Annotated in this window: 19 protein-coding genes; 7 read left to right on the forward strand and 12 right to left on the reverse strand. The window is 59.3% G+C overall.

Annotated features, from left to right (window positions below):
• Positions 1–357 precede the first annotated feature (357 nt).
• Complete coding sequence (locus tag H1B37_RS24600; protein ID WP_286178138.1) at positions 358–1,734, reverse strand: sulfatase family protein; 1,377 nt, start codon at positions 1,732–1,734, stop codon at positions 358–360.
• Between the two features lie 265 nt (positions 1,735–1,999).
• Here H1B37_RS24600 and H1B37_RS24605 point away from each other — a divergent pair, with 265 nt between their 5' ends.
• From H1B37_RS24605 to H1B37_RS24630, 6 genes are all read left to right on the forward strand, one after another.
• On the forward strand, positions 2,000–2,404 hold the full coding sequence (locus H1B37_RS24605; RefSeq protein ID WP_182869930.1) for a YciI family protein: 405 nt from the start codon (positions 2,000–2,002) through the stop codon (positions 2,402–2,404).
• Between the two features lie 128 nt (positions 2,405–2,532).
• Positions 2,533–3,378: a YciI family protein gene (locus H1B37_RS24610; protein WP_182869931.1), complete on the forward strand. Its 846-nt coding sequence runs from the start codon at positions 2,533–2,535 to the stop codon at positions 3,376–3,378.
• A gap of 52 nt (positions 3,379–3,430) precedes the next feature.
• Entirely contained in the window at positions 3,431–3,820 is a 390-nt protein-coding gene (locus tag H1B37_RS24615; protein WP_182869932.1) for a YciI family protein, read from the forward strand.
• A gap of 165 nt (positions 3,821–3,985) precedes the next feature.
• Positions 3,986–4,363 carry a VOC family protein gene (locus H1B37_RS24620; protein ID WP_182869933.1) on the forward strand — a complete coding sequence of 126 codons (378 nt, stop codon included), beginning with the start codon at positions 3,986–3,988 and terminating at the stop codon, positions 4,361–4,363.
• A 9-nt stretch (positions 4,364–4,372) separates the two neighbouring features.
• Entirely contained in the window at positions 4,373–4,843 is a 471-nt protein-coding gene (locus H1B37_RS24625) for a VOC family protein (protein WP_182869934.1), read from the forward strand.
• A gap of 202 nt (positions 4,844–5,045) precedes the next feature.
• Positions 5,046–6,305 (forward strand): M16 family metallopeptidase, encoded by a 1,260-nt coding sequence (locus H1B37_RS24630; protein WP_182869935.1) that lies wholly within the window; start codon positions 5,046–5,048, stop codon positions 6,303–6,305.
• A 90-nt stretch (positions 6,306–6,395) separates the two neighbouring features.
• Here H1B37_RS24630 and H1B37_RS34070 read toward each other — a convergent pair whose 3' ends face one another.
• The 4 genes from H1B37_RS34070 to H1B37_RS24645 form a co-directional block, all read right to left on the reverse strand.
• Positions 6,396–6,527, reverse strand: a complete 132-nt coding sequence (locus H1B37_RS34070) for a hypothetical protein (RefSeq protein ID WP_286178139.1) — start codon at positions 6,525–6,527, stop codon at positions 6,396–6,398.
• A gap of 111 nt (positions 6,528–6,638) precedes the next feature.
• Positions 6,639–6,824, reverse strand: a complete 186-nt coding sequence (locus H1B37_RS24635; RefSeq protein WP_182869936.1) for a hypothetical protein — start codon at positions 6,822–6,824, stop codon at positions 6,639–6,641.
• A 314-nt stretch (positions 6,825–7,138) separates the two neighbouring features.
• Positions 7,139–13,840 (reverse strand): DUF4347 domain-containing protein, encoded by a 6,702-nt coding sequence (locus H1B37_RS24640; protein ID WP_182869937.1) that lies wholly within the window; start codon positions 13,838–13,840, stop codon positions 7,139–7,141.
• A 301-nt stretch (positions 13,841–14,141) separates the two neighbouring features.
• Positions 14,142–15,563 carry a carbonic anhydrase gene (locus tag H1B37_RS24645; RefSeq protein WP_182869938.1) on the reverse strand — a complete coding sequence of 474 codons (1,422 nt, stop codon included), beginning with the start codon at positions 15,561–15,563 and terminating at the stop codon, positions 14,142–14,144.
• A gap of 16 nt (positions 15,564–15,579) precedes the next feature.
• Between H1B37_RS24645 and H1B37_RS24650 the strand changes: the two genes are divergently transcribed.
• Positions 15,580–15,927: a hypothetical protein gene (locus H1B37_RS24650; protein ID WP_182869939.1), complete on the forward strand. Its 348-nt coding sequence runs from the start codon at positions 15,580–15,582 to the stop codon at positions 15,925–15,927.
• Between the two features lie 98 nt (positions 15,928–16,025).
• On the opposite strand, the gene H1B37_RS24655 is transcribed toward H1B37_RS24650, so the two are convergent.
• The 7 genes from H1B37_RS24655 to H1B37_RS24690 form a co-directional block, all read right to left on the reverse strand.
• Entirely contained in the window at positions 16,026–16,388 is a 363-nt protein-coding gene (locus H1B37_RS24655) for a response regulator (RefSeq protein WP_182869940.1), read from the reverse strand.
• On the reverse strand, positions 16,363–18,165 hold the full coding sequence (locus H1B37_RS24660; RefSeq protein ID WP_182869941.1) for an ATP-binding protein: 1,803 nt from the start codon (positions 18,163–18,165) through the stop codon (positions 16,363–16,365). The genes H1B37_RS24655 and H1B37_RS24660 overlap by 26 nt, the downstream gene beginning before the upstream one ends.
• A gap of 474 nt (positions 18,166–18,639) precedes the next feature.
• Positions 18,640–19,476 carry a phosphoenolpyruvate hydrolase family protein gene (locus H1B37_RS24665; RefSeq protein WP_182869942.1) on the reverse strand — a complete coding sequence of 279 codons (837 nt, stop codon included), beginning with the start codon at positions 19,474–19,476 and terminating at the stop codon, positions 18,640–18,642.
• Between the two features lie 59 nt (positions 19,477–19,535).
• Positions 19,536–20,768, reverse strand: coding sequence for a Tm-1-like ATP-binding domain-containing protein (locus H1B37_RS24670; RefSeq protein ID WP_182869943.1), 1,233 nt, complete (start codon positions 20,766–20,768; stop codon positions 19,536–19,538).
• 76 nt (positions 20,769–20,844) lie between these two features.
• On the reverse strand, positions 20,845–21,414 hold the full coding sequence (locus tag H1B37_RS24675) for a protein-tyrosine phosphatase family protein (protein WP_182869944.1): 570 nt from the start codon (positions 21,412–21,414) through the stop codon (positions 20,845–20,847).
• A 127-nt stretch (positions 21,415–21,541) separates the two neighbouring features.
• Positions 21,542–23,032 (reverse strand): redoxin family protein, encoded by a 1,491-nt coding sequence (locus H1B37_RS24680; RefSeq protein ID WP_182869945.1) that lies wholly within the window; start codon positions 23,030–23,032, stop codon positions 21,542–21,544.
• Between the two features lie 432 nt (positions 23,033–23,464).
• The gene (locus tag H1B37_RS24690) at positions 23,465–25,045 is read right to left on the reverse strand and encodes a sulfatase family protein (RefSeq protein WP_353620913.1); all 1,581 of its coding nucleotides are present in this window, start codon (positions 25,043–25,045) and stop codon (positions 23,465–23,467) included.
• Positions 25,046–25,067: the final 22 nt, after the last annotated feature.

The following is a 25,067-nucleotide window of genomic DNA, read 5'->3' on the forward strand; positions in this document are numbered from 1 at the left end:
CCCATCGTTTCCGATCGATCGGCAGATTACTGATGCCAATTACCAAACAACCAAATTGTCAAAAATCAGTGCTCCGATCCCCGCGACCGAGCCGCTGGAATCGAAGGACGCCGCGTGTGCAGCCGTCCGCCGCAGAACTTTGCGGCGGGCGGTCACTCACGAGCGAGGCGGGAAGATAGAGCCGTCAGGCTCGACCGTCAACCGTTCTTCACAAGAAAAATGACGAAACCTCAAAGACGCCTTCCCGATGCCGCCTAAAGCGGCGGAAAAGCCGAGGAAAACGGCCTATTTTGCCGCGATTCCGGCCGGATTAGGGATCCCGGACCGGCAGAAATGGGAGTCTGCTCGGGACACCCCTCAACGCTGATTCCAGTCCGTCCCCTCGGCCATCACGCTGGCGTTGATCTCCAAAAGCCTGTTCTTCAATCTCGCCAGCACCTCAGGACGCGCGGCAGCCAAATCATGCTGCTGGCGCGGATCGTCCTTCAAGTCAAACAGCTGGTAGTTGTGATAGCCGCCCGAGCGGATCGCCGGAATCCACGACTCCTGAAACATGTTGTGGGTCGACAACTCGTAATCGGGCTGGGCGACCAGCGAATAATCCCCCTCGCGGAGCGCCACGATCGGACGAGACTTTTGCAGGTGCCAGAACAGCGGCTGGTGCCGTGTGAACTCCGCCGCGTTTCCTTTCAAGATCGGCGACAGGTCCGAACCGTCCAGGTGTCGCCCGCCCGGCGGGGCGATTTGCAGCAGGCCGCAAACGGTTGGCAACACATCGACCAGTCCCGCGGGCTGGTCCACGACGACACCGGAGGGAATCTTCCCCGGCCATGAGAAAATGCCCGGGACGCGGATGCCGCCTTCCCAGTTGACGCCCTTGCGGCCACGCAGCCCGCCGGTTCGCTCATCCAAATAGCTGCCGTTGTCCGAAGCATAGATCACCAGCGTGTTCTCGTACTGACCGATCGCTTTCAGCTTTTCAAACAACCGACCGATCGCGCGGTCGGTGTTGTCGATCGTCCCGGAGTAAATGGCCCCACGCTTATCAAGCGGCCCGTATTGAGAGACCAATTCATCGGGTGCCGCGATCTTTTGATGCGGTTCGTGAAACCACACGTTCAAGAAAAACGGGGTGTCCGGTTGCCGCTGTCGGTCCAACCAGCCGATCGCTTCATCCACCACAATCTGACACGAATAACCTTCGATGACGCCCACCGGCTGACCATTGCGAATGAAGTTCTTGGGATTGCGGTGGCTGGGCAGGGCATTGTTGTCGGTGGCGAACCAATAATCGAATCCGTGATCGCTTGGCGTGGGCTTGTCCCGCGTCGGCGTCGGCAATCCGAGATGCCACTTGCCGAAGTGCGCCGTCGCGTACCCCGCCTGGTGTAGCTGCTCGGCCAGCGTGATCTCACGCTCTCGCAAGTGCGACTTCTGGCTGTCGTTGTGGATCCAGCTGTAGACCCCGGTGCGAATGTGGTGCCGACCGGTCATCAGGGTCGCGCGCGAAGGCGAACAGACGGCGCAGCCGGAATAAAAATTCGTGAACCGCATCCCCCGAGCGGCCAAGCCGTCCAGCACGGGCGTCTTCACGGGGCCGCCATAGCAGCCGATGTCCTGATACCCCAAGTCATCGGCCAAAAGCATGATGACATTGGGACGCTCGCCCACGTTTTTTCTCTCAGCACCGTCTCCCGCAGCGCGAGGTGCCGACACCAATGTCGCAAGCGACATGACAAAAACGATCCAACGCATTTCGATAGAACCCTGTTTCGATTTCGGGGCTGATAAAGTGACGCTGTCCAGCGAGCAGCAATCTACCATCATTCATCACTCGACAGGCTCATTCAACACACCCGAATCTGCCGCCCAGGAAAACACGAGCGTTTTGTTTGTTTCAAATTTTTTTTCTTCCGGATGTCGATTTCCGCATCAGCCGCTCGACTCATCATCAAACGCCCGATCGCCTTCGCTTGGTCTGTACCCCGGAGAACCACACATGAAATTCATCTGCATGGGATTTATCGACGAATCGAAATGGGAGTCATTGACTGCCGAGGAAGGGCAACGACTGATGGAGGCATGCTTTGCCTATGACGACGAATTGCGCCGCGGCGGTCACTTTCTTGGCGGCGAAGCGCTGCAATCGGCGAAGAATGCGGTCACCCTGCGAACCAACCAAGGCGTTGTTGAAGCGACCGACGGCCCGTATGCGGAAACGAAAGAAATACTCGGCGGCATTCTGCTCCTTGACGCCCGTGACCTGAAGCATGCGATTTCATTGATGTCGAAACATCCTGGTGTCCAAATGGGGCCGTTTGAAATCCGACCGGCAGACGAACAAGTCAACGAACTCATTGCAGAACGAGACGCCGCCTTCGCAGCCACGACCGCAACAGGATGAACGTATTCCTCGCGATCGATGCCAGCTTGACGCGTGAGCGAGAGGCCACCCTGAATCGCCGAGCGACGTAGCCGTCTGCCACGCTACCACCCTAATCAAAACATAAAACCTACACGGAGAAGAATCAAATGAAAGTCATGGTGATCGTCAAAGCGACGGCAAGTTCCGAAGCGGGGGAACTACCAAGCGAAGCGTTACTCAAAGCAATGGGCCAGTTCAACGAGGAACTGGTGAATGCCCGCATCATGAAGGCGGGTGAAGGGCTGAAACCGACTTCGGAAGCCAAACGCGTTCACTTTCGCGGCACAGATCGAACCGTCACCGATGGCCCCTTTGCAGAAACCAAAGAACTGATCGCAGGCTATTGGCTGTGGGAAGTCAAGTCGATGGAGGAAGCCGTCGAGTGGGTCAAACGCTGTCCGAATCCGATGATGGAAGATTCCGACATCGACATTCGACCGATCTACGAAATGGAAGACTTTGCCGAAGTCGACCCACAAAGCGAGGTGGCGAAACATGAAGACGGATTGCGCAGCCGCATCGCCACACATGACGCTAACGTTCAACCCTACCTGTTCTTCGGCGGACGATGCGAAGAGGCACTGGAATTCTACCAGCAAGCCATCGGCGCATCGGTTTCCATGTGCATGCGATTCAATGAGAGTCCCGCCCCGGCGCCGGAGGGCATGATTCCGGAGGGTTTCGAGAACAAGATCATGCATGCGTCCTTCGAAGTCGGCAAGATGACAATCATGGCCTCCGACGGCTGCGGCGAACGCTCCGCGTTCGGATCATTCCGCCTCACCCTCAGCATGCCGTCGGCTGCAGACGCCGAGCTGGTTTTCAACGCACTGGCCGAAGGCGGAACCGTCGACATGCCGCTGACCAAGACGTTCTGGTCGCCACGCTATGGCATGGTCACCGACAAGTTCGGCCTCGGCTGGATGGTGATGGTCCCCGGCGAACCGTGTTAGCGAATTAGCAGTTAGCGGATTAGCAATTAGCCTACTGACGACTGAAAAACCAATGAAATACATGCTCCTGATCTACGGCGACGAGCGTTGCTGGACCGAAGACGAACGGCTGGAGTGCATGCTCGAGTCGATGCGGATCTCCGACGAACTCCAGCAACAGGGAAAGCTGATCTCGTCGGATCCATTGCATTCGGTCACCACGGCAACCAGTCTCCGCATCCGCAACGGCCACAAGCAAGTCACCGACGGCCCGTTCGCCGAAACGACCGAACAACTCGGCGGCTACTACCTGATCGACGTCGACAACCTGGACGAAGCGATCGCGATCGCCGCGCGGCTGCCGCCGGCCAAAAAGGGGACGATCGAAATCCGTCCGCTGTTTCCCAAACCGCAGGTCGGCGCTGAAGGCTTGACCGACCAAACAGCAGAATCTACGGCTTAGGATCGAATAAAGAACATCCCTTCAATCGTAGCTACCTTCGCCAGAAGGTGGATTCCCTGTGCTCCCCACGTCCTAGCGAGCGTGTCTACGCTGACGCTGCATCGCCACCCCTGGAAGCCTACCCCACTTCGCCCCATCCCGTTTCATCACACTGGAGTACACGTCATGAATCGCAATCCCGTCGGCTGGTTTGAAATCTATGTCGAAGACCTTGATCGAGCAAAGGCTTTCTACGAAACCGTGTTGCGGGTTCAGCTCGAACGCCTAGAGACGCCGACCGCGGAACTCGAGATGCTCGCATTCCCGATGCAGTCGGACGCCGCCGGGGCCAGCGGTGCGATCGTCAAAGCGACCGGCTGCACCCCCAACGGCAACGGCACGCTCGTCTATTTTTCGTGCCGAGACTGTGCCGACGAAGCCTCTCGGGTCGAAGCGGCGGGTGGCAAAATCCACAAATCCAAATTCTCCATCGGCCCTCACGGTTTCATCGCGTTGGCGATCGACACCGAAGGCAATGTGATCGGGTTCCATTCACTCAGCTAAAGTGACCTCATGCAATTCAAACAAAAACTCACTCCGTTTCTCTCCTACACCGACCGGGCCGAAGAAGCGGCGGCGTTTTATGTCGACGTGATCCCAGGCGGCCGCATGCTCGGCACCGTCCGCAATCCGCAGAACGACGCGGTCTTGACGGTCGAATTTGAAATGGCCGGCATGACCTTCGTCGCACTCAACGCCGGCCAGAACTGGGAATTCAGTCCCGCCATTTCACTGGCATTGGCCTGCGACAACCAGGAAGAAATCGACACCGTGTGGCAACGTCTGACCGCCGACGGAGGCAACGAGGTCGCCTGCGGATGGCTGCAAGACAAGTTCGGAATGTCGTGGCAGATCGTGCCGTCGAAGCTCCAAGCTTGGCTGGACAGCGGTGACGCGGCGGCGATCCAACGCATGTTCGAGTCGCTATGGCAGATGAAAAAGCTGGACATCGCCACGCTCCAACAAGCCTTCGATGGCAGTTAGCCGTCCGCCGCAACTCGATCTGCGCATTGGATGATGTGTTCGGAGAGTCGCCGTGTTCTCCGAACTCGGCGCACCCGAAAAAGCGGCGTTTGGTCCCACACCGACCTCGGGGAGGCACGGGCGATTCCGCAAGCCCCGCCCCCCGACTATCTTGGCGCGATCGCAATCCCCAAATGCACTCGCACCAGCCCCCGAATCGCGGATGATCGATTTCGAATGCATCACCGGGCCTTTCGGTGTCCCGATCTACTACCAGCGTCTGCCGGTCAACACCGTCTCGCTGTCATGGCTGGTGTTTGTCGGCAGCGCCGACGATGAACTAGCCGGAGGGCACGGCATCTATCACTGGTTCGAACACCTGCCCTCCCGCGGCACGCAGCAGTTCCCCGGCGGCTACCTCGACACCGAAGCACGCTTGGTGCGGCACGGCGGCGGCAGCGACGCCGAAACGGGGTCGACGCACACCTGTTTCAGCGCCAACGTTCCCAAACGCGTCTGGCCCCAGGCGATGGAAATGCTCGCCGAAATGGTCGGCCGGCCGCTATTGCGAATCAAAGACGTCGAAGCCGAACGTGGGATCATCTTGCAGGAAATCAGTGAATGGCACTCCGATCCGTACCATCACTCACTGTGTCAATTGCCCTCGGTCCTCTGGCCCGGCCACCCGTTGGGGCACGACCAGTTGGGCACGGCCGCACAAATCAAATCCATGGATGCTCAATTGCTCCAGCGTGCGCACGAGTTGGGGTACTCGCGAAATCGATCCGTGCTGTTTGTCGCCGGGGATCTTGAGCGGTCACAGCTAATGGACGTCGCGGCGCGGTGCCTGGAGCGGATGCCCGACACACCGCTCAGCCCCCGCCGCGGCCCGATCGAATACGGCCGGCTTCCTGCCTGGCAGGCCGGCCACACCACGACGATCAAAACCTCGCATGACGATTCGGTGGTCTACCTGTTGTTCCCCATCCCGCCGTTGTCGGCTGGCATCGACAACTACCTGCAGTGGGATTTCCTGGACGAAATTTTTTCCGCCGGAGAACTCGGCTCGCCGCTCAGCCGCCTGGTCCGCGAAGAAGAACAGTTGGCGTATTCGCCCGAGTTCACCAGCACCACTTACCCGGACGGCGGCTATGCGGGACTGGTGACGCAAACCGGCGTCGATCCGGAGCGTGTTTTATCGGCGTTTTGGCGACTGATCCGAAGCCCCGAAATCCGCTCGCAGCAATGGCTCGATTACGTCCGCGACACCATCCGTGGACGGATCGAAATGCACGACCCGAATGCGACCGAGTACACCGAAGAAGGGGCCGCGTCGCTGATCCACTACGGCCGCTGCCTGCCCGATGAAGAGTACTCGGCGAAGATGCTCAGCTACACCGATCGACAGGTCAAACAGTGGCTTGAGCGACTCGTGCCGGAAGCGGCACACGCGATCGTGTTTCAGGGCCAGGGCGACGAGTGATTACAAAAAACAGCCGGGACCGAAGCCCCGGCTGCATCAATTCCAACCCGAATCGTTTCCATCCGTGGTGATTCCGGCGCGGAGGAATGACTACTTCTTACCTTTCTTGCCTTTACCCTTCCCCTTCTTGCCTTTCTTCCCCTTGGACTTCTTGCCTTTGGATTTCTTCCCCTTGGCTTTCTTGTCCTTCTTCCCTTTGCCCTTTTTACCTTTTCCGGCCACGGTACGATCTCCCCAAAAGAGTTTGCCGCGAGTTCCCTCTCACGGACCTTGCCAAATCAACGGGAACGTCCCGTCGACATTTCCATCCGACTGACCGATCGAATCGCCGCGTCACAGTTTCTTTGAGAGCTGCCGCCTCGCCTCGCGTACGAGGACCCGTCGCGCCCAATTGCTGAGCGAGCGATCGTCGTCCTCGGCCGCCAGTTCGAGCAGCTCTAACTCCTTTTCTGTGACGCGCAAGTTGACTCGTTCGGTGAGTTTCTTGGTCGGTTTCTGCTTGCTTTTACGCTTTGCCATGCTGGTACTCAACGTTGCATGTCCGCAAACATACGGTGTATGACAAAATATGTCAACGCCTGACGCCAGAGCGATGGCTGCCGCCGCTCCACACCGCGAGGGGCAGATCGCGTTGAAGAAACTCTCCATGGGAAGGGCGAACGGCACGGGCATGAGTGTTGGTGTGCAGGCTTTTGCCGCTCAGTGTCGCTACGTCGCTGCGACCGAGAATCGCCTCAAGGCTAGACACCAACGGTGGTTGAATCCCTTGGTTGATTATGCCCGCGCCATCGAGGAGCGTAGCGAGGGCGACCGCCCGGGAGGGCCGTCGTGCTTCAATCGACGCGACCGTCCCGCACCTCGGACTCCGCCCCCGATTCCGTCTGTTCGGCCTTGGTCCGATCGTTTTCGCTTTTGTCCAACATCCCGACCAGCGAATCGTCTTCGCCATCCTCCTCCTGCTCCAGTTCATCAAGCACCAGCAGCGGATCGACCAAACTCCAGGCCGGCAGGTGCGCCAATAAACTGGTCGCCAACAATCCGCCGCGGACCGTCCACATGACATAGCCGACTGAAAGGGCACTGGAGAATCCGGCAAAGGTCCCCGCGAACACATAAGGTGTGTTGATGCCGTCGTTGATGTCGTCTTGCATGTCCTGCATGTCGCTCCACAGCAGTTTGCTGTCGAATCGTTCCAGCCCCAGGTGACTCACGACCGATCGGCCGGCCCCCGTTCGGGCCAATTTGCCGGCGGCGTCAACCTGCAGAGTCGATGACGACGTACGCGTCTCCTCCTCTTGCTCTCCCGCAGCGGCACTTTCTGTCTGGCGTTGCGGCACCACGCTGATCGCCACGAGAGCATCTTCGCCGACTTGGACCACGTCGCGACCGGCGAAAACCAATTGTGATTCGGCTGCCGGTTCGCTCATGATCACCGTCACGGACGCGTCTTCCGATTCGGTTTCGGTTTCCTCTTCGGCTTCTTCTTCCTCCTCCTTCGCAGGTTCATCCGCGACTTCCTCGGGCTCCGCATTCGCGCTGGCGATGTCGGTCGGATTGATCGGCATCAGCACTTCGATCACAACGGTCGCCGAAGCGCTGGTCGCGGTGCCGTCGGTCACGGCATAGGAGAACGTCACCAGCCCGGAGAATGAGGCTGCCGGAGTGAACTGGAACGAACCGTCCGCCCCCAGTATCAGCGTTCCTGAGGAAGGGCCGCCGACCGGCACCACGGTGAGCGAATCTCCATCGACGTCAACGTCATTGGCCAACAAGCCGGCCGCGGTGACCTTCAACGTGCTGTCGGGATTCATGGTGAACCCATCGTTCACCGCTCGTGGGGAATCGTTGACCGGCGAAATGTTGAGGGGCACGGTTTCAGTGGTCGAGCCGATGAAATCACTTGCCAGGAGAGTCAGCGTGTCTCCGCCGTTGATATCCGCCAGCCCCTGGTAGACCAGACCGTTGGTCGCCGCCAACGTCGTGTTCAACCGGGCGAGCGTGGTGGTGACGGTCACTGACGAGCGACCATTCCCGATGACGTCGGCTGCGGTGACCCCGCCGGCAACGCTGACGTCCAACGTCAACGTCCCACGTGAGACATTCAGCGAGAATTGGATCGTCCCCGCACCGATGTCGGCATCGCTGACGCTGATTCCATGAATCGCAAGAGGCGTGTCTTCGGCCGCCGTCTGCGTCCCGGGTGCGTTGATCGCAGGCGGCGAATTGACCGAGGTGATGGCAATCGTCGCAGTCGCCACGTTGCTGTTCGAACCGCCATCGTTGGCAACCACGTCAATCACACGCGTGGTGGTGTTCGGCGCCGCCGACGCGTTGGAGTACCGGATCGTACGCAACACCTGCTGGTAATTGGCAACCGAGTCGGTGCCCGAGAGTGTCAATGTACCGCCGGCATAGGCGGCTGAAAGGCTTGTACCGGAGGTATCCGCGACCAGCGATTCATCGGCCCCATCGAGCGGATTGGTGATGGTGACCGTCAAAAAACTCAAATTCGCCGAGTCCACGTCATTCAGGATGGCGTCTGAAAAGTCGCTGATCAGCACCGCACCGCCGCCTTCGACAAACGTCGCACTATAGTCCCCGCCGCTTGCTCCGCTGGAATCATTGGCATCAAGATCCAGACTGGGTGCATTGTTGACTGTCGATACGCCCACGATCGCGGTCGCCGTGTTGCTGTTGGTCGCTCCGTCGTTGGCGACGAATTGGATGGTCCGCGTCGAAGAATTGGGAGTAAGCGACAAATTGTTGTAGCGGATTGTCCGCAGGACTTGTTGATAATTGGCGACGGTATCGGTACCGGTCAATGACAACACGCCGCCGGAGTAACTGGCCGAAACACTCGTTCCTGTCGTGTCGGCCGACAACGTCTCGGCGACACCGTCGAGCAGGTTGGTGATCGTCACGGTCAGCGACGTCAGACTAGCGTTGTCGACGTCGGACAACAGCGCGTCGGCCGCATCGGCGATCAGCACCGCACCGCCACCTTCGACGAACGTCGCTCCATAATTTGCCCCGCCCTGTCCGCTGGAATTGTCGGCATCCAAATCCAGACTCGGGGCATTGTTGACCGAAGAAATGGTCACGCGGGCCGTTGCAACGTTGCTATTGGACACCCCGTCATTTGCGACGAATTGAATGACTCGCGTCACCGGATTCGGGAGCAGCGAGACATTGTCATACCGGACCGTCCGCAGGACTTGCTCATAGTTCGAGACGGTGTCAAGACCGGACAAGGTCAGAGTCCCCGCGAAGTACGTCGCTGAAATCCCCGTTCCGGTGGTGTCGGCACTCAACGACTCGGCGAGGCCACCCAGCAGATTCGTAATCGTGACGGTCATCGAAGTGAGGCTTACGCTGTCGATGTCGCTCAAATCTGCATCGATCGGATCGGCGATCAACACCGCACCACCGCCTTCGACAAACGTCGCACGATAGTCCCCGCCGCTTGCTCCGCTGGAATCATTGGCATCAAGATCCAGACTGGGTGCATTGTTGACTGTCGATACGCCCACGATCGCGGTCGCCGTGTTGCTGTTGGTCGCTCCGTCGTTGGCGACGAATTGGATGGTCCGCGTCGAAGAATTGGGAGTAAGCGACAAATTGTTGTAGCGGATTGTCCGCAGGACTTGTTGATAATTGGCGACGGTATCGGTACCGGTCAATGACAACACGCCGCCGGAGTAACTGGCCGAAACACTCGTCCCCGTCGTGTCGGCCGACAACGTCTCGGCGACACCGTCGAGCAGGTTGGTGATCGTCACGGTCAGCGACGTCAGATTAGCGTTGTCGACGTCGGACAACAGCGCGTCGGCCGCATCGGCGATCAGCACCGCACCGCCGCCTTCGAAGAATGTCGCATTGAAGTTCGCCCCGGTCGCCCCGCTGGAATTGTCGGCGTCCAGGTCGATTACCGGGGCATCGTTTTGTGCCGTGACGTTCAATTGAATCAGCCCGTCGGACGGACCGGTACCGACGGCATCTTCGATGTGGACGGTGATCTGAGAGTTGACGTCGTTGTCGGTGGCCGGAGTGAACGCGACCGCGGCCAAGGCCGCATTGACATCGACCACCGTGCCGCTGACTTGCCAGACGCCTGTCCCCGCCGCGTAGGTGCTGGTCGACGCCCCGAACGTTCCCGTGGTGAGGCTCCCCGTGGCGGGCAAGTTCAACGTCAAGGTCGCCGTGATCGTTTCTCCGCTGTCAGAATCCGTCACCACGATATCATCGATCGCGACGGTCGAATCGTCTTCGGTATAACCGATCGACTGGTTCATGTTTGTCGCCAGCGGAGCCGTATTGACGCTCACAACGGTGACCTGATGCGCGGGCGTGAACGTCAGTTTGTCGGTCAGTGTCAGTCCGTCGCTGCTGGAGACGATCTTGTCGATGTAGTTCCCCGCGCTGTCGTATCGAATCAGTTCCGCGAGGTCGCTGCTGACGACATACAGATTGCCGTCGGCTCCCCAACGGATTCCGCCGGGTCCGTCCAAGCCTCCCAGTCCGCTGGTGACGAAAGTCCCCAACGACGCCCCGCTCGTCCCGTCGAATTTCAGCACCGCGTTGCTGTTGGCCGAACCGACATACAGATGTCCGTCGGAACCGAAATCAAATCCGCGCGGGCCATTGAGTCCCCCGGAACCGGCAGCAACAAATGCGTCAATGAACGCCCCCGTCGTACCGTTGTAGCGGAGAATGCTGTCGGTAAAGTCACTTGCCACATACAGATGTCCGTCGGGGCCGAACATCAAATCGCTCGGCCGATCCATGCCTCCCAATCCGGCAGTGACGAACACATCGATGAATGCTCCGGTCGTGCCGTCGTAACGCAGGACTTGATCGGTGGATCGGCTGGCGACATAGAGATTGCCGTCGGGACCAAAGGCCAATCCCGTCGGGTTGTTGACCCCACCGCTGCCGGACGCGACAAATTCACTGACAAAGGCCCCCGTGTCGGGATCATATCGCCGAACGTTGTCGGAGAATTTCCCGACCACGTACAGAAGCCCGTCGGGACCGATCTCAACCCCGCCGCCGCCCTGCAGTGCCGGCGAGCTGCCGATCACGGTTTCGTACGCGCCGGTCGAAGCATCATAGCGATAGACAGGATTCGAATTATTGGTCGTCAAAAACAGATCGCCGGACATCCAAGTCCCATCCTCGTCGGTCGCCGAAACCAGGATGTTGTGCGTCAGTCCGGCAACGGTATAGGTGTGCGTCACACTGGTCGCGGATCCCGCATACACATCGGTCGTCCCATCTCCCCAATCGACGCGCCATTGAGTCAGCGTGTCATCGCCGGGATCGGTTGCGGCCAAATTCAAGGTGTACGTGGCGTTTTCGATGACGCTTGCGTTGCCCGTGACCGACAGTGACGGCGCTTTGTTTTGCACGGTGAGGCTGGTGGTCTGTGTGACGATTCCGCCGCGACCGTCATCGACGCGCAGCCCGATGGTGTACGTGCCATCGTCGTCGATTCCGAAACTGGCCAGCGTCGCCCAGTCGACCACGGCAGTCGCAGTCGTGGTCGCCGGCTCGTCGGTCTCGCCGAACAATCCATCGTTGTCCAGGTCCCAGGCGTACGTCAGCGTGTCCCCGTCCGCATCGGATGAACTGGAACCGTCCAGCGAAAGCGAGTCGCCTTCGTCGATCACGTACGGTGCGCCGGCGCTCAAATCCGCCACGGGAGCGGTGTTGGCGACCGCTGTCCCATACTGCCGAAGAAAGACGCCGGAGTCGTCTTCGTGTCCGATTTGATCCCCTTTGCCACTCCAGACGACGACGAAATTGTTCAGATCGTGCATCGCGACCGACGATTTTTCCTGCGTCTGGCCACCCGTGACGCTGGCCTGCAGTTCACCGGAGACCGAGGCGCCGGACGAGTTGTACGTCCTGAAGAAGACTCCCACGCCATTTTGGTCAGCTGCCGTGTAGCTGATGATGTAGTTGCCCGATGCATCCATCGCAATCGAAGGCTGAATGCTCTGCGTCGTCCAGCTGACGTCCGCCGCGGCCGACATCACATCATTGTCTTGAATCAATCGCTGCCAGATCCCCTCTTCGGTCGACTTGTTTTCGCGGTACGCAATGACGTAGTCGTTGTTCGACATCACCGCGACAGCGACTTCGCTGCCGTCCGCACCGCCCACGTTCAGATCCAGTTTTGCCGCGACTGCCGTTCCCGAACCGAAGTCGTACTTGCGACCGAACAAATCCGGGCCATCCTTCCATACCACCACGAACCGACCGCCGGCGTTGATGTCGATCGCCGCATCAGTCGCGGTCGCAGCGGTGTCCACGGACAGCAATGTGGTCGAAAGCTGATCGCCGACGGGTGTGGACGTGAAGTCAAAACTCCGCGCGTAGATGCCTTCGGTCGCCCCGTCGCTTTCCCATGAGAGCACGATTTGATTTGCGTCGTTGGCCGCGATCGAGACATTCGTCTGGGTCCCCGATTCCTGTCCCGTGTTGACCAGAATGTCCGAACTGTCGAGGGCCGTTCCGGATGCATCAAACCGCCGAAGATAGATTCCTGATCCGTCGGCATCATCAGAAACAAAGGCGATCGCAAACCGCCCGGTGTCGTCGGCAGCGACAACGGCGAGTTTCTGATCACCGATCGAGTTGACGTTGACTTGAAACTCGCTGCCCAGCTTGCTGCCCGACGAGTCGAACCTCTGGGCCATGACCGCCGTCCCGTTCCCGTCGTAGGCCGCGTCAACCCAGACGACGATCGAATTGCCCAAGCCATCGACGGCCACCGCCTGGTGAGCGTTGTCCAACGATTGAACTCCCGTCGTCGTGGTGTTAACAAGCAATTCGCTGGTCGGCGAAATCTCCGGCGTCGTCAACAATCCCATCCAGCCAGCTTGCGAAGCTTCACCGTGCAAGATCTTTGATTCGACATCGCCAAACCGGTACTCCAAGTCCCAGTCCCCGCCCAGCGACTCGTGACCGGTATCATCGGTTGACGCCGCCACGTCCGCGCCGGTCAACGCCGCAATCGCCTGAAGCATGTCCACGCCGGATTGCGTCTCAGCCAGCTCGCACCCATACAACAGCAAATCCGCCTGGTCGGTCAGCGACCATTTCCACTTTGCCAGTTCGCCGGCGTATCCATCCAAATTGCCGGCATCCAATGTCGTGTTTCCCAACCGCAACTTGGCATCGTTGCCGTGCGACAACAGATGAACGGCATCGACGTCCGCATAGCTTTCCAAGATTTCGCTGATCTGCTCCACACCGCCACGGGATGCATCCAACAGATAAATCTCCAGATCCGCCGACTCATTGCCCGACCGCAACTCATCGATCAGCTGCTGGTAGCCCTCCACAGCCTCGTCGACGAAGACCAGCTCCAGTCGAGTTGTCCGTTGTCCGTCATCTGAATCCGCGTGTTCGAACGGTGAGGGCGAAGCGGACTCCGGTGTCATCACATCGACAACCAGAGCCTCTTGTTCGGTCGTTGCTCCATCGGCGTCCTGAACGACCGGCGGCGCGATCGGAGTCGCACTGAGCATCAAGCGTTTTTCTAAGACCGCAGCGTCCAGCAAGTATTTTCCGGGCCTGATTGACTCAGGATCCGTTTTCGATTGTCGACGTGGCCAGCTGAAAAAACGCCAGGACATCTCGTTCGGCTCGAGGGCGGGTGGAAATAGGTAACTGCGTTCATGAAACCTACGTCATTTTCCGTCGCCAGCCCCCCATTTCGCCCGTGACTGATGCACCGATCGGACGGTTCCGTCTGACTCGAACGATTCTTGCGGTCCCAAATGTGACACGTTCACCATGACGCGACACTCGGCCAACGCTGCGGAGCCGCTAATCGATGACGTCAACCGTCCCGTTGTGCATGTCATAAACCGCGCCGACGATACGCACTTGCCCCGCCCCGATGCTCTGGCGGACGTCCGCAATGCTGGAGAGTTTTTGAACGGCGTGGATGACGTTGGTCCGCACGCATCCACTAACCCGCTCGGCATGCTCGGTGTCCTCGGGCAAACTCTTCAGTGCTGGCTCGATCCGCTTGATCAACGCGACGACCTCCTTGGGCTGTTCGCTGGGGTTATCAAAGTGATCGACGGTCGCCTTGACGGCTCCGCAACCGGTGTGCCCCAGGATCAGCACCAGCGGCGTCTGGAGATAGTGCACGGCATACTCGATGCTGGCGGTGACATCGGTGTCGACCACGTTGCCCGCAACACGGATGACAAACAAGTCACCGAATCCCTGGTCGAACAATAACTCCGGCGGAACACGCGAATCGCTGCAGCCGAGGACGACAGCAAACGGATGCTGGCCCTGTTCCAGTTGGGCTCGCCAGTTGCGTGTTTCATGCGGGTGGATGGATTTGCCGGACACAAACCGGGTGTTGCCCTCTTTGAGACGTTTGAGCGCAGCGGCGGCCGCAGGAAGCGTCTCGACTCCCGGTGATCGCATCCCGAGTGCAACGTCGCTGACGGCCGAGACTGCCCGAAGCCGCTGACAATCTGTCCCATCCACTCGCATTTGCTTTGCCAGTCGCAATCGCAACTCGGCATACATCGGATCGGCCGAACGGTTCTGGGTTTCATGGGGATCGGCCTGGTAATCGTACAGCTCCCTGGCCGCGATCCTGTTGTACTGGTTGACCCACTCGGTGTAGCGATATTGATCGGTGCGATACGAATACCCGATGGAACCACGGTTCTTGAAAACGGTGAGGGCTCCGTCGCGAATCTGATCCGCCGTGCCTTTGATCAGCGGGACCAGACTTCGTCCACTGATGGTCTCCGGAATCTCAATCCCACACAGCTCGCACAACGTCGGAAAGAGATCGATGGACTCAACCGGCGACGACGTCGATGCGGTCGCCTTGCCCGCAGCCGGACGTAGGATCAACGGCACCCGAGTGGCATGTTCCAGCGGGCTGTTCACTCCCCACATGCCGTGATCGCCAAGATGAAAGCCGTTGTCACCCAACAGGACAACCGTTGTCTTGTCGGCTAATCCAAGGGTTTCCAATTCGGCAAGTAACAATCCGATCTGGGCATCGACATAAGAAACCGAAGCGTAGTAGCCATGAATGATCTCGCGCTGCAACGCCTCCGAGAGCGGCCCTTGTTGTGGCACGCCTTCGAAACCTCGCAACAACCCGGCTTCATGAACGGAAAACCCGCTCGCGTAATCGATCACGCCCCGATGTGACGCCAACGAGAACTGATCCCGCCGATAAAGCTCCCAATACTTTTTCGGCGCGACCAACGGAGGATGCGGTTTCGTGAAACCGACCGCCAAGACTCTGAAGGGACCATGGAGCGATCCGGCGATCGAGATTCCGCCGATCACACCGCCAGCCAAAGGCTACACGTTCGTGTATGCGGAAAGCCCGCTCGTGGTCAAACGCGGCGGCGTCTATTTCCGTTTTGAACAATTGGAAGTCTTTCGATCTGACGATCCGCTGAAGTGGAGCGGTCCGCCGGTCGCGCGTCTGGCACCGCGAGATCCGCTCAAGCGACTCGCCCCGGAAATTGTCACCCACGATGGCCAAGACTATCTGGTTGCATACCAATGGCGTGGTCGCGATCCACGAGGAATCTATCTGGCCCCTCTCGCCTGGGAACCATGACGCGCCCAGACATCACCCGTCTGTACAAGAGATTCCGTTGTCGGCCGGCCAAACGTAGCGAATTTCACCAGAAGGTGGCTCGCTTGTTTTTTCCACGCTCAGCAGACGCAATGCTCACTGAGCCAATCGATAAGCGATTTGGGGTTAAAGGGTTTCATGAGAAAACAGACGGCATGAAATCTCTCCAGTTCTGCCAAGACATCTTCGTCCCGGTGCCCGCTGATCAAGACCGTCGGAACCGCCCGTCCTTCTTTGGTCAATTGCTTCAACAAATCGATGCCACTTTTTCCCGGCAGACGCAAATCCACCACCATCGCGTCCGCCGTTTGTTCAGCCTCATCATGCAGAAACTCCTCGGCACTTGCCGCACAATGCGTTTCAAACCCGAACGCACTGAGCAACACGCTGACCGACTGCTGAACGGCCACGTCGTCGTCAACCACCCAAACTTTGGCTTTCATAACATTCCTGAACGGGTTCTCCGCTCAGTGGAAGGACCACCAGGAACACAGTCCCACGACGCGTGGATTCCTCAACGACCAGCGATCCTTGATGGGCTTCGATGATCGATCGAGCGACGGCCAATCCCATCCCCATGCCTTCCGGTTTGGTCGTATAAAATGTGCGAAAGACGGACTGAATGTCTTTTGCCCTGATTCCATTGCCACTGTCCTCGACTCGGATCTCAATTTCGTCCGCCGTCGACGAAGTTCGGATGGTCAGTTGTCTCCGCTCGCGCCGGACGGGGGCCATGGCTTGGACGGCGTTTTGAAACAGATTCATCAAGACCTGTTGCAGTTGAACTTGATTGCCCAAAACCGTCAACGACTCCGCCTGGAACTGCAGGTCCACGTCGACGCCGTGGCCACGGAGATCGGGCCCCATGATCCCCAGCGAACTTTCGATCAGTTGATGGACGTTGGTCTCTTCGTCATCGTTCGCGTTCGGCTTGAGGAGACCTCGAATACCACGCACGATCTCGGCGGCGCGCTCGGCCTGCTGGCGAATACTCGTCGCGTGGCTGCCGATCGCGGCGGCCTGCAGTGGCGTTTCCGTCGACAATTTCTCCAGCACAAAGGCGTAGTTGGTCGCCGCAGAGAGGGGCTGGTTCAACTCGTGGGCGATCGATGAGACGAGTTCGCCGAGCAGATTGACGCGGCTCGCATGGGCCAGCTTGTCGCGATGATGTTTCAATTGCTTCTCGATACGCCGCTTTTCCGTCACGTCCTCGGTGATCGCCAGAACGTGCACCACTTCCTCGCCGCCGTAGCGAATCGGGACCTGCCGCGTCGTCATGATGCGGCGTCTGCCCTTGAGCCCGATGATCTCGAACTCCAAGCGATTGGACTGACCCTCGAAAACCGCGTTGGTGCTGTCGATGAAGCGTTTTCGATCGTCGGCGGAAATGACTTCGAAAATGCATTTTCCCAGCACCTCGTCACGCTCCGCTTCCAAGGATCGCAATCCCGCCGGGTTGATGTCCACCAGGCTGCCTTGGCGGTCGACAAGCTTCACGCAATGAGGCTCGGAATCAAAAATCAGACGGAATCGCTGATTGCTTTCCAAAACCCGATTCAACGCATCCTCTCTCAATCGATCGTAGTCATGGAACCGACGGACCAGCAGCACCAGCAGCATGCTCGACAAGCCCACAAACACGCCCCCCAACAGCACGCTCTCGATCCTGGCCCGGGCCAAGACCGATGCGACGTCATCATGCGATGAGTCGTGCGCCCGATCGACGTGCCCTAACAAACCGGAAATGAGTTCCCTGAATTGATCGACATCGCGCTCAAAGGCATGAAAGTCGGCCGGATTCACGTCCCCGGTGCGTTCGACTCGGTCGATCATTCGCCTGCCGCTGGACACCAGACGCTGCCGGCTCTGGACGACCGAGTCGAATTGCTCGCGAGCATGTTCGTCCAGCATCGCGCCCTGTCGGAATGTCTCGGACAGGGGATCAACTTCCGCGATCCGCTTTTCGAATTCCGCTCGATTGGCTTCATCCCCCGAAATGACAAACGCCAGACACGCCTGCACCGCAGCGTTGGTGCTGCCGCGCAGGTCGATCAGTTGACCGACCGCCGGCGCCGTCCCGCTGGTGGTGCCGATCGCGCGATCGATCCGCCAAAACAAATGGGCGCAATAGACGAACGTCGCCACCAGGAGCACCGCGAACGAGATCAACAGCGACCGGGAATACGCGATTCGGGGAGCGTTGAATTGTTCGTTGATCATTCGCCCGGCAACCGTTCGTGGACCCAACGTGACCGTCCCGGCGCGTGTCCGGCGGCTTCGGTCCATCGCGCGCAAGTTCAGCGTGATGGAGGCAGCGCAGAGAATCTGCGCCAAAAGTATGGGCGACACAGGGACGGCGGCCAAGGGCAATGCCGGACCGGCCACCGGATTGACCTCCTGGACGACAATCCGGCGGGGGGGAGAACACAGAACGGAGTGATCCTCCACTTCAGTCGGCCCGACGTTGCCGCTGAGTTTTCCGAGGCTCCGATTGGCGTGATCGCGCCGGTGCTCGAGCATCCCTCCCTCTCTGGCGATCGATGGGGCGCCGTGGAGTCACCTGCACATCCGGCCGAGCGATCGCTGGGCGGCTCACCACCACAATCTTCGCTGACAGAACGTTGGTCCCACTTCCTTAAGATCGATTCGCGGCTCCACCCGGCCACGGTTTTCGCCACAATCCCTTCCGGTCTGTCAATTCCGCTCAGGCAGTTCCAGCCGCACGAATTCACTGACCTGGTCTCGGATCGCGGTTTCGGTCGGCAATCGTTCCATCGAACTGGCCCCGTAGAAACCGTGGATGTCACATCGCTGGAGCATGAACCGCGCGTCATCGGGCATCGAGATCGGGCCGCCATGGCAAAGCACGATAACGTCGTCTCGGACGCTGCGTCCGGCATCGGCGATCGCGTTGACACGGTCGACGCATTGCTCCAGCGTGTTTGCCGTCCCCGCGCCGATGGCCCCTCCGGTGGTCAACCCCATGTGGGCGACCAAAATATCCGCGCCCGCCTCGGTCATCGCCTTGGCCTGATCGACGTCGAACACGTACGGCGTCGTCAACAGATCCAATTGATGCGCCGCCGCCACACAGTCGACCTCCAGGTCATACCCCATTCCGGTTTCTTCCAGGTTGGCCCGAAACGTTCCGTCGATCAGCCCGACGGTCGGAAAGTTCTGGATCCCGGAAAATCCCAACGCGATCAATTCACGCAAAAAGTGATCGCGAATCATAAACGGGTCGACGCCACAGACCCCGGCGATCACCGGCGTTCGGGTGACTGCGGTCAGGACTTCTCGGGCCATCTCCTTGACGATCTCGTTGGCGTTGCCCAGCGGTAACAATCCCGAAAGCGAACCGCGTCCGGCCATCCGGAAGCGGCCCGAATTGTAGATCACGATCAAATCGATCTCGCCCGCCTCTTCACATTTCGCGCTGATCCCGGTTCCCGCGCCCCCGCCGATGATCGGTCGGCGACTGGCGATTTTGGATCGAAGCCGGTTCAGGATGGTTTGGCGATCGTGACGCATGGTGTTGGGAAGTGATGTGAGGTTGATTTGGAAAACGGGGGATAAATTCGTTTGCCAGCTTACTGGGTCGACGTCAACTGTTGATGGTGTTCGATCAATGCGTCGGCGAACTCGGGGGCATTGATGTCCCACGGCAATCGAACGATTTGACGTTCGGCGTTTTGATCCAGATGCTGCTCAAGAGAATCGAAAAGCGCGGCGTCGGCAACGGGATCATGAAACGGCTGGTCGGGAACATCCAACAGTGACAGCCCGCCTTCGGGAATCAGGACGCGGAGCGGCGATGTTGACCGATTCAGTTTGTCGGCGATCCAACGTCCGATCTGGCGGCATTCTTCGGCACTGGTCCGCATTAAGGTGACTTGGGCGTTGTGGCAGTGCAATTGGCGGCCGCTCAGCTGCGCCGGCACGGTTTCTTTCGCACCAAAGTTCACCATGTCCAACGCCCCCAGGCTTAACACCAGCGGAACGCGGCGATCGAGCAGTTTGTCGAATCGATGCGGCCCGGACGGGAAAATGCCGCCGACCAGTTCATCGGCGATCTCCGTCGTGGTGATGTCCAGAACGGCACCGATGAACCCTGAATCGACCAATTGCTCCATGGCGCGTCCGCCGGTCCCCGTCGCGTGGAACACCAGACAGTCCCAGCCGGCCGCTTCCAGGGCCTGGCGGACACGCGTGACACAGGGTGTCGTCACGCCGAACATCGTCATCCCCACCGTCCGCCGCTTCGCCGGGGCTTCGCCGATTGGTGCTTCGTCACGCTGGACCATCCCGGCCATCGCCGAGGCGGCGTTGGCGAGAATCGTGGTCGAGACGCTGTTCAAACCGGCCACATCGACCACCGAGTACATCATCATGATGTCGGAGCAATCGACGTATGGCGCAACGTTCCCACTGGCGACGGTGGACACCAGAATCTTCGGCACGCCGATCGGCAGTGCACGCAGCGCCGGAGAGATCAACGCGGTGCCGCCGCTGCCTCCCAAACCGATCACACCGAGCACGCGTCCGGCCGCAGTTTCGCGGCCCAGATACGCCTGCAATCCGTCGGCCCTTCGCGCGATCGCCTCGCCGCGATCGGTGGCCGTCGCCGTCGAGTTACCGGTAGCGATTGGCAATGCCGCCATCACTTCGTCGCGTGTCACATCCGGCGGGACGGTCGGCGACGACAGCGTGCCCACGTCGATCATGCGCACCGCCACCCCGCGGCGACGCAACACGCCGGCCACAAACGCCAATTCGTCACCCTTGGTATCCATCGTGGCAACGGCATAGACGTAACGACGCATCGGCAAACTCTTTGGAATAAAAACGGGAACGGGTGAGGATTGGCATCACCGCACCACACGAAACCGGCTTGGGTATTCATGTCGCCGAACGAGTCCAGTTTTCAACGAACCGGCATTGGCGACCGTTTTCCGGCGCCGGCCGGTGACGCGTCACCTCGTCGGCTTGACGCAAGGTCGCAAGCACTTCAATGGCGTCCGCCGGCTGAACGAATCCGTGTCGAATCAGCCAACAACCGACCACGATTCCGGTCCTGCCGACGCCGCCGAAACAATGGACATAGACCGGCCGGTCGGCAGCAAGCGACAGATCGATGGCGTCCAGGATGCACGCCATTCGATCGCTCGAAGGCACCCCCAAATCTTCGATCGGAAAACGCAAGTGCGTCGCGAAGTCGCCCGCGGGAGACGCAAACTCGCGGAGCAGGCCGTCATAGGCGAGAAACGGCTGACCGTAATGATTCGATTCGTCTTCTTCGATCAAATTGATGAAGGTTCGAATGCCGAGCTTCCAAAGCTGCTCCACCCGGTGTCGATGCCCCGGCGGATCCGCCGCCCCCGGATACGCACCGGCCAAAAACCTGGATTCGATCACCCAATACGTTCGTGCCACCGGTGGCTTCGCCGGCCGGTGTAGTGACAGCGACATGGCTTTCTCGTTCACGTCCTCAGACGTCCTCCAGTGCATTTCTTTCATTCGACGTTCGATCTCTTCGTCGCTGACGTCTTCGATGTGCAATGTCCGGTGTCAACGGGCATCCGCCGAACGCTTCGGCTCAATGGAGCAACTCTTCCAATTTGGCGTGAATCGCTTCGGCCGTCTTTTCGCCTGAGCCGACTTTCACCAATTGAATGTTGCCTTGCCGATCGATCAGGGCCACGTGCGGAATTCCGGTTACGCCATAGTTCGACTGCATCTCGCTGTCTTTGGGAGTGACCACGACGGGGTGTTCCAACTCGTGATGCGCCAAAAACGACTTCAACGTTTCGCGTTCCTCTTCGGCAGAAACCTCCTCGTCGCCGTCCGCTCGCATGGCTCGTTCGGCTTCTTCATCCCAGCGGTAGTTGTAGTATCGGGTGACGCCGACGATTTCAAACCCATCGTCCTTGAATTCCTCGCGCCACTGACGCAGATGGGGAAACGTGGCGATACAGGGGCCACACCAGACGGCCCAAAAATCGACCAGCACGACTTTGCCTTTCAGCGACTCCAACGTCGTGTCGCCCGCGTTGACCCAGGCGTCAATCTCAAACTCGGGGGCCGGTTTGCCGATCAATTCCAACAGCTTCAGGGACGACGCGATCGCCCGCTCCATCGCGCTGTGCGTTCTTCCCAGAGACTTCAACATCATGTTGTCCTCGGCACGATCACCGATCAATTCACGGAGCTGGTCGATCCTCGATTGAGCCTCCTTGGGCTGGTCGCGGAGGATGCGGCCGATCAGCGACGTTTCTGTCCGCGCGTATTCGGTCAGCATGGGAATCGAATCGGGGTGGGACTCGAGAGCCTCTTTGACGAATTGCTTGAGCGTCTGGGCCGTTTCGGCGTTTGAATTCGGCAGACGATTGCGACTGGAAAGCAATTGCGTTTTAGCGATCAGCAGATCGACCTGGTCGCTTTCATCCACCTCCAATGTGTCGAACTCGTCAAGGTGTTGGTGAAGCAGATTTTCCGCCGCCTCCAGATCGCCCTGGGCGACCGACTGTTGCACACTCAGCGGCACCAATCTCGCCATCGCCTGGGCATATTGAATCGGATCGTCCTGCGTGACTTCCTTTGCCTTGGCAAGCACTGTCTCGATCAGCGCCGTCACTCGATCGGTCTCGCCCGCCCGGCTTCCGTAGAATCTGGCGGCCGAGAGGGCGGAGAAGAGCTGGGCGGACGTTGACGGACCATCGTACGACTCGACGAGCGCCCTGACCAGCTTTTCACCCTGCTCGAACGCCTCGGCATACTTTCGGCTGCGGGCAAATCCCGACACAATCGACAAACGCATCGAATGCAACGCTTCCGCTTGCTCCGGATCACTCGTCGCAAGTGCTTCGTCGAGCGTTTCAGCCGCGGCGCCAAAGTTCTTTTTCTCGATCAGCCCGCGAATGATCTCAGCCGGCGTCTGCTCGACTTCTTCCCCCGCCGCTTCACTCGCCTCCTGCTGCTCGGCCCCACTGGCTTCTTGACTTGACGGGGCGTTGTCTTGGCCGACAACGTGAAGCGTGAAGATCGGCGACGCACCAAGTAAGATTGCGGCGAAAAAATATCGTTTCATTCGTAGCACCATGAGCTTTGACTACCGACGTGAGTGGTGAAGAAAACGTGTCCGCGACGCGTCGCAGCACGGCCCAGTGTATCAAATCCAAAACACCGTCGGCATTGCGGCGACGACCGGCGCGGGAAGTTGCCGAAAGCCTTGGCGGCTTGATCACTGTGAACCACGATGGTATCGCCATCGATCACCGCCTCGGCATGCACAAATGTTCGGTCCGCTCCGGCGATCGTGAAGTCGGTCAGCGGCTTCCCCGTCGCGACTGACCAACCCGCTTCCGAATTACGCAAAACGAATTCGAATGCAGTCGTCCTCGACCGCATCCCCGGAATACACGCGTCCAGACGCCACCCGATTCGGTCGGCCGTAATCGTGCTTCAGTGCCAGCAACGCGAGTCGCTCGCCGACGGACTTTTTCGCTTTGGGGTGATTGGATCACTTCCGCAGCGGCGTGCGGCCTGTGGGAGCACTGCGGCCCGATTCTTTCAGTTCCTTGAGCAGCGTTTGTAGCTCTTTCCGCTTGGCCTGTTCCTTGAAATACAGATTGGTTGTCTCGCCGCGATCGGTTTTCAAGTTATAGAGCTGCCCCGGCGCCTCCGGTTCCAATTCCGGCAACGCGTATTGAGCGAGGATGCTGTCTTCGTATCCGTTACCGCCGGAACCCTTGTGATCGAGATATTTCCAGTGGCCCTGGCGAATCTGAAACTCGCCGCGAAAGCTTTGGGTCAACAAGTGGGGGCGAACCGGATCGCCTTCGTCCTGCCGTCCCAGCATCACCGGCAGCATGTCAAAGCTGTCCGTCGCCGCGTCATCGGGTAAGGAGACGCCGACGACCGACGCGACCGTGGCGAAGATGTCGGTGGTGTTGGTCATCTGAGCCGTCACCTGGCCGGGAGGGATGTGTCCCGGCCACCGCGCGATGAAGGGGACTCGGTGACCGCCCTCCCAACCGTCACGTTTCATGCCGCGCCATCCGCCCGAAGGATCGTGCTGGTGATCTTGCCGCATCCAATGAACATGCAACGTTTCGGCACCGTTATCGGAATTGAACATCACCAAGGTCTGGTCATCGATGTCCAGTTTTTGCAACAGATCCAACACGCGGCCCACGATCGCATCCAGCTCCCACACAAAATCCGCGCGCGGCCCGGCATCGGTCGCACCGCTGAACTCGTCGGCCGGCAAAACCGGCGCGTGAGCGATCTGGGTCGACAGCACGGCAAAGAAAGGCTGGTCGGGCGTTTGACGGCGATGGTCAGTGATGAAGGCCTTGGTCTTTTCATAGAACAACAGATCCGCGTTGACAAAATCATAGCCCGGCGACTTCCAGCCTTCGTCGTTGTCCCATCGCCACTTGCCGCCGGGGTTGGGCAGCGTGTCGCGTCGATGCCGCATACTGGCCGGCGTCGGCACCATCCCGTTTTCGATGTACACGTACAACGGATCGGTGTTGGGACAATTGGGCGTGACGAACGACTCGTCGAATCCCCTGGCGTTGGGGCCGTCGATCAGCGGCGTGCTTTTTTGGTAATCGATCAGCAACGAGTTCTCGAAGCCCCCGCCCAGACGTTTGCCGTCTTTGTCGAACCAGCTGAGCCCCACGTGCCACTTGCCGAACACCCCCGTGCGATAGCCCTTCTGCTTCAACATTTCGGCAATCGTCAGCGTGCCTGGCTTCAGATAGCTGGGGCCACCGGGACCCTCGAACGCTCCCCCACCCCGGCCGGTCGAACGATAGATCTGCTGTCCCGAAAACAACCCGTATCGCGAGGGGGAACAGATCGTGGACGGGCTGTGTGCGTCGGTGAACCGAATCCCTTCGGCTGCCATCTGGTCCAATCGTGGCGTCTTGTAGGGGGCTTGGTCGTTGTAGCAAGACAAGTCGCCGAACCCGAGGTCGTCGGCATAGATCACGACGATGTTGGGAAGCTGATCCACCGACCGTGCGACATCACCGGACAACCCGACGACCAGCCCTACGGCAACCCGACCAAGCAGCGAAGCGAACTTCAACACGTTGAACTCTCCGACAAAGGAT

Source organism: Stieleria mannarensis (assembly GCF_014154935.1).
GTDB classification, from domain to species: domain Bacteria; phylum Planctomycetota; class Planctomycetia; order Pirellulales; family Pirellulaceae; genus Stieleria; species Stieleria mannarensis.